Genomic DNA, 5561 nt, shown 5'->3' on the forward strand with positions numbered 1-5561 from the left:
AGGCCCTCCAGCGCCAGCCGCGCGGAGGGCTTTTTGCTGTTTAGCGAACAAAGCAAGGATGCGAGCAGGGCATGGCGAAGGACCCGCGAAAAGATGGCGCCGCGGTCCTTTGCACAGCGTCCGCGCACTTCCGGACAACATCGACTGGACAGGACCGGGTCCTATCTGCTTGCCTGACGGAAAGGACAGGCAGGATCCGCGCCATGACAGACCATACCGCCACCCTCCGGAGCTATGTCCGGATGGCTCCCGTCATTCCGGTCGTGACCCTGGAGGACGCGCGCCTCAGCATCGACCTTGCGCAGACGCTCGTCCGGGCGGGCCTGCCCGTCATCGAGGTCACGCTCAGGACGCCCGGCGCGCTCGACGCGATCAACGCCATCGCGAAGGCGGTGCCGGAGGCCGTCGTCGGAGCCGGCACCATCGTGGAGGCCGGTCAGATCGGCGAGGCGGCGGATGCGGGGGCCAAGTTCATCGTCACCCCAGGCACCCCGGCCAGGCTGGCCGAACGTCTCCTGGAATCCCCCGTGCCGGTCCTGCCCGGCTGCGCCACCGTTTCCGAGGCCATGACGCTGACCGGTCTCGGCTTCCAGGCCCTCAAGTTCTTCCCCGCTGCCGCATCGGGCGGTGCGGCCTGGCTCAAATCCATCGGCGGTCCTCTGCCCAAGCTCTCCTTCTGCCCCACCGGCGGGATCGATCCGGCGAGCGCGCCGTCCTATCTCGCCCTGCCGAACGTGCCCTGCGTCGGCGGCACCTGGATCACGCCGTCCGAGATCCTCAAGGCGGGGGATTTCGCGACCATCGGTCGTCTCGCCTCCGAGGCGGCGGCGCTGAAAGGCCGAACCTGAACCATTCACCTGCGCCTCCGTTGTGTTCTCGGAAACAGCGAGATCCGGCAGGAGAGCCTTGATGGTCGATTACAGAAAGCTTTTGGACGCCTTCATCGGAGCCCTTGGCCGGCCGGAGCAGCAGCAACAGAATGCACAGGGCGGCGCGGGCGCACCGGCGGAGCGGAGCGCCGGTGCGATCATGGGACAATCGCCGGACCAGCTCCTGCAGAAGGCCAAGGATCTGGCGACCCAGAATCCCGGCCTCACCCAGGCGGCGCTTCTCGGGCTCGCCGGCCTCGTCTTCGGGCGGCGCAAGAAGCGGGGGCTGACCGGAAGCCTCGTCAAGCTGGGGGGGCTCGCGGTGATCGGAGGCCTCGCCTACAAGGCCTATCAGAGCAGGCAGGGCGGGCAGGGGATTGTCCCGGCGGAGCCGGCGCAGGATCGGACGGGCGCGAGCGCGCCTCCCGCCGAGGCCGCCCGGCCCGAGCGCGTCGAAGCCCCTCCGGAAACCTCCCGCTTCCACCCGGTCTCCCAGACCGAGGACGACGCCCTTCTGTTCCTGCGCACCATGGTGGCGGCCGCTGCCGCCGACGGGCAGATCGATCAGGCGGAGCGCGCGCGGATCGTGAAGGGCCTCGCCGAGGCCGGTATCGATCCGCAGGCGAGCCGCTGGCTCGACGGCGAAATGGCGTCTCCGGCGGATGTCGAGGAACTGGCTTCGGCGGTGAACGATTCCGAGAAGGCGGCCCAGGTCTATGCGGCAGCGCGCATCGCCATCGATCCGGACACGATCCAGGAGCGCGAGTTCCTCAACCGGCTGGCCGGGGCCCTCGACCTCGAGGAGCAGGTGCGGGCCGAGATCGACGATACGGCGGATGCGGTGCGCTAGAGCCGTTGCGCATCGGAGAGAGATGGCGTCGAGAGGCCTGATGGTCTGATCCTTCACGGTGGCCCGGCTGCCGTCCCTCTCGCCGCAATGCCTGCCGAGCACGTCGAGGTTGCAGGACCCGAGCCTCGTCCCCTTTTCCCCCGACACTTCTTTTTCCGCACCGAAAAGGTTGTTCCTTGCCCCCGGCCCCCATCCGGTCCTAACATCCGTTCCAAACTGCCCTGGGAAAGGAAACCGAGAATGGCTGACAGGCCCCGCCGCCGCACTCCCGATCAACTCCGTTCGCGGCTCTGGTTCGACAACCCGGACAATCCGGGCATGACGGCGCTCTACCTCGAGCGCTATCTGAATTTCGGCCTCACGGGCAAGGAGCTGCAGGGCAAGAAGCCGATCATCGGCATCGCGCAGACGGGCTCGGACCTGTCGCCCTGCAACCGGCACCATCTCGATCTCGCCAAGCGCGTGCGCGACGGCATCACGGTGGCGGGCGGCGTGGCCTTCGAGTTCCCGACCCATCCGATCCAGGAAACGGGCAAGCGCCCCACGGCCTGCCTCGACCGGAATCTCACCTACCTTTCCCTCGTCGAGGTGCTCTACGGCTATCCCCTCGACGGCGTCGTGCTGCTCACCGGCTGCGACAAGACCATGCCGGCCTGCCTCATGGCGGCGGCGACCGTGAACATCCCCGCGATTTCGCTCAATGTCGGGCCGATGCTCAACGGCTGGCACCACGGCGAGCGCACGGGCTCCGGCACCGTCGTGTGGAAGGCCCGCGAGCGGCACGCCGCGGGCGACATCGACTATCAGCAGTTCATGGACATCGTCGGCTCGTCCGCGCCCTCCGTCGGCCATTGCAACACCATGGGCACGGCTTCCACGATGAATGCGCTTGCCGAGGCGCTCGGCCTGGCGCTGCCCGGATCGGCGGCGATTCCCGCGCCCTATCGCGAGCGCGGCCAGGCGGCCTACGAGACGGGCAGGCGCATCGTCGACATGGTGTGGGAGGACCTGAAGCCCTCCGACATCCTGACCCGCGAGGCCTTCGAGAACGCCATCGTCGCCAATGCGGCCATCGGCGGCTCGACCAATGCGCCCATCCACATCAACGCCATCGCCAAGCATATCGGCGTGCCGCTCGACAACGACGACTGGGAGCGCATCGGCTTCGAGATTCCGCTGCTCGTGAACGTGCAGCCGGCGGGCGAGTATCTCGGCGAGGAATACTACCGGGCGGGCGGCCTGCCGGCCGTGATCGCGGAGCTGATCGGCGCCGGCAAGATCCACGAAGGTGCGCTCACCTGCACGGGCACGACCATCGGCGAGAACTGCAGCGGCAAGCACACCTGGGATCACGACGTGATCCGCTCCTACGACAAGCCGCTGAAGGAGAAGGCGGGCTTCCTCAACCTGAAGGGCACGCTCTTCGATTCCGCGATCATGAAGACGAGCGTGATCAGCGCCGAGTTCCAGGAGCGCTATCTCAACAACCCAGACGACCCCAACGCCTTCGAGGGGCGCGTCGTGGTGTTCGAAGGGCCCGAGGACTACCACCACCGCATCGACGATCCGTCCCTCGATATCGACGAGCACACGATCCTCATCATGCGCGGCGCGGGCCCCATCGGTTATCCGGGCGCGGCCGAGGTGGTGAACATGCAGCCGCCCGGCGCGCTCATCCGCCGGGGCGTGCTTTCGCTGCCCTGCATCGGCGACGGACGCCAGTCCGGCACGTCCGGAACGCCCTCGATCCTCAACGCGTCTCCCGAAGCCGCGGCGGGCGGCGGGCTTGCGCTGCTGCAGACGGGCGATCGCATCCGCATCGACCTCAACAAGCGCACGGCCGACATCCTGCTGCCGGCCGAGGAGCTCGAGCGCCGGCGCGCGGATCTCAATGCACGGGGCGGCTTCGCCTATCCGGCGAGCCAGACGCCATGGCAGGAGATCCAGCGCTCCATGGTCGACCAGCTCTCCGAGGGCATGACCCTGAAGCCCGCGGTCAATTACCAGAAGGTGGCGCAGACTTTCGGCGTGCCGCGCGACAACCACTGACGGTTTCTCCGAAAGAGGAGCCGCCATGTCTCCGGTCGATTTCAGCGCGCGCCGCATGGCGTTCCGCCGCCTCCATGAAAGCGGCTGCTTCGTCATGCCCAATCCCTGGGATCCGGGAACGGCGCTCTATCTCGCAAGCCTCGGCTTTCCGGCGCTGGCGACGACGAGTTCCGGCTTCGCGTTCTCCCGCGGCCTGCCCGATACGGATTGGGCGGTGCCGCGAGACATGGTGCTCGCCCATATCCGCGAGATCGTGGACGCGACCGATCTGCCGGTGAACGCGGATTTCGAATCCGGCTATGCCCATGAGCCCGAGGCCGTGGCGGAGAATGTGCGGCTTTGCGTCGAGACCGGCGTCGCCGGTCTCTCGATCGAGGATGCGACGGGCGACCGCTCGACGCCGCTCTACGATCTGACGCTCGCGGTGGAGCGCATCAGGGCGGCGCGCGAAGCCATCGACGCCACCGGGACGGGCGTGCTCCTCACCGCCCGGGCCGAGTGCTTCCTGGTGGGGCGCCCCGATCCGCTCAAAGAGTCGATCCGTCGCCTGGAGGCCTATGCGGAGGCAGGCGCGGACGTTCTCTACGCGCCGGATCTTTCCACCGTGGAGGAGATCCGCGCGGTTGTCTCCGCCGTGTCTCCGAAGCCCGTCAACGTGCTCATGAGCGCCGCGACGGAGCTGCGCGTGGCAGACCTTGCCGAACTCGGCGCGCGGCGCATCAGCGTGGGCTCCGCGCTCGCCCGCGCCGCCTGGGGCGGGTTCACGCGGGCGGCGGAGGCCATTGCCCGCGAGGGCAGCTTCACGCTCTTCGCGCAGAACCGCCCGTTCTCTGACATCAACGCCTTCTTCCGCGAAAGCGTGAAGGCACGACAGCACAAGGGGAGCTGAAGCTCATGGCAGGACGCTTGAACGGAAAGACCGCCCTCGTTACCGCGGCAGGGCAGGGGATCGGACGCGCCATCGCGGAGGCCTTCCTGCGCGAGGGGGCGACGGTCTGGGCGACGGATCTCGACGTCTCCAAGCTCGATGGGCTCGACGGCGCGACGAAGCGCAAGCTCGACGTGCTCTCGAACGAGAATGTGGAGGAACTCGTCGGCGAGATCGGGCCGCTCGACGTTCTCGTTAATGCGGCGGGCTTCGTGCATCACGGCAGCGTGCTGGAATGCTCCGACAAGGACTGGGACTTTTCCTTCGACCTCAACGTGAAATCCATGCACCGGACCATCAAGGCCGTGGTTCCGGGCATGCTGGCGCGGGGCGGCGGGTCCATCGTCAACATCGCCTCGGGCGCGTCCTCCGTGCGCGGCATTCCGAGCCGCTATGTCTACGGCGCGACCAAGGCGGCGGTCATCGGCCTGACCAAGGCCGTGGCGGCCGATTTCATCCGACGCGGCATCCGCGCCAACGCCATCTGCCCGGGCACCATCCAGTCGCCGTCCCTCGACGAGCGCATCGCGGCGCAGGCCGCAAGTTCCGGCCAGAGCCCGGAGGCGGTGCGCCAGGCCTTCGTCGACCGCCAGCCCATGGGACGGCTCGGCACGGCGGAGGAGGTGGCCATGCTCGCCCTCTATCTCGCCTCGGACGAAGCCAGCTACACGACCGGCCAGGTCCATCTCGTCGACGGCGGGTTCGCGCTGTAATCGCACTGCCGGGGTATGCCGGGACCTGCTTTCGGCTTGCGCATACGCCTTTTCCCTCCCCGCAGGGGGGAGGGGAATGTTCATGTTCCCTTTTTGTTCTTGGCTGTTGTCCTAAGCTGAGCTATATCTGTGCTCGTCCGGTCTCACGAGGG

5 protein-coding genes are annotated in these 5561 nt (G+C 67.7%); all 5 read left to right on the top strand.

The genetic code is table 11. From position 1 onward, the window contains the following. Nucleotides 1–203: 203 nt before the first annotated feature. On the top strand, nt 204–848 hold the full coding sequence (gene eda, locus LG661_RS24035) for a bifunctional 4-hydroxy-2-oxoglutarate aldolase/2-dehydro-3-deoxy-phosphogluconate aldolase (protein ID WP_230534520.1): 645 nt from the start codon (nt 204–206) through the stop codon (nt 846–848). A 61-nt stretch (nt 849–909) separates the two neighbouring features. Then, nucleotides 910–1719, top strand: coding sequence for a tellurite resistance TerB family protein (locus LG661_RS24040; RefSeq protein ID WP_230534521.1), 810 nt, complete (start codon nt 910–912; stop codon nt 1717–1719). Nucleotides 1720–1959: 240 nt separating this feature from the next. Beyond that, nucleotides 1960–3768, top strand: a complete 1809-nt coding sequence (locus LG661_RS24045) for an IlvD/Edd family dehydratase (RefSeq protein WP_230534522.1) — start codon at nt 1960–1962, stop codon at nt 3766–3768. A gap of 25 nt (nt 3769–3793) precedes the next feature. Beyond that, on the top strand, nt 3794–4657 hold the full coding sequence (locus tag LG661_RS24050; protein WP_230534523.1) for an isocitrate lyase/PEP mutase family protein: 864 nt from the start codon (nt 3794–3796) through the stop codon (nt 4655–4657). Between the two features lie 5 nt (nt 4658–4662). Next, a complete protein-coding gene (locus tag LG661_RS24055) occupies nt 4663–5409 on the top strand; it encodes an SDR family oxidoreductase (RefSeq protein WP_230534524.1) in 747 nt (248 codons plus the stop codon). The last annotated feature ends 152 nt before the right edge of the window (nt 5410–5561 follow it).

It is taken from the genome of Microvirga roseola, from assembly GCF_020866965.1.
Taxonomy (GTDB): domain Bacteria; phylum Pseudomonadota; class Alphaproteobacteria; order Rhizobiales; family Beijerinckiaceae; genus Microvirga; species Microvirga roseola.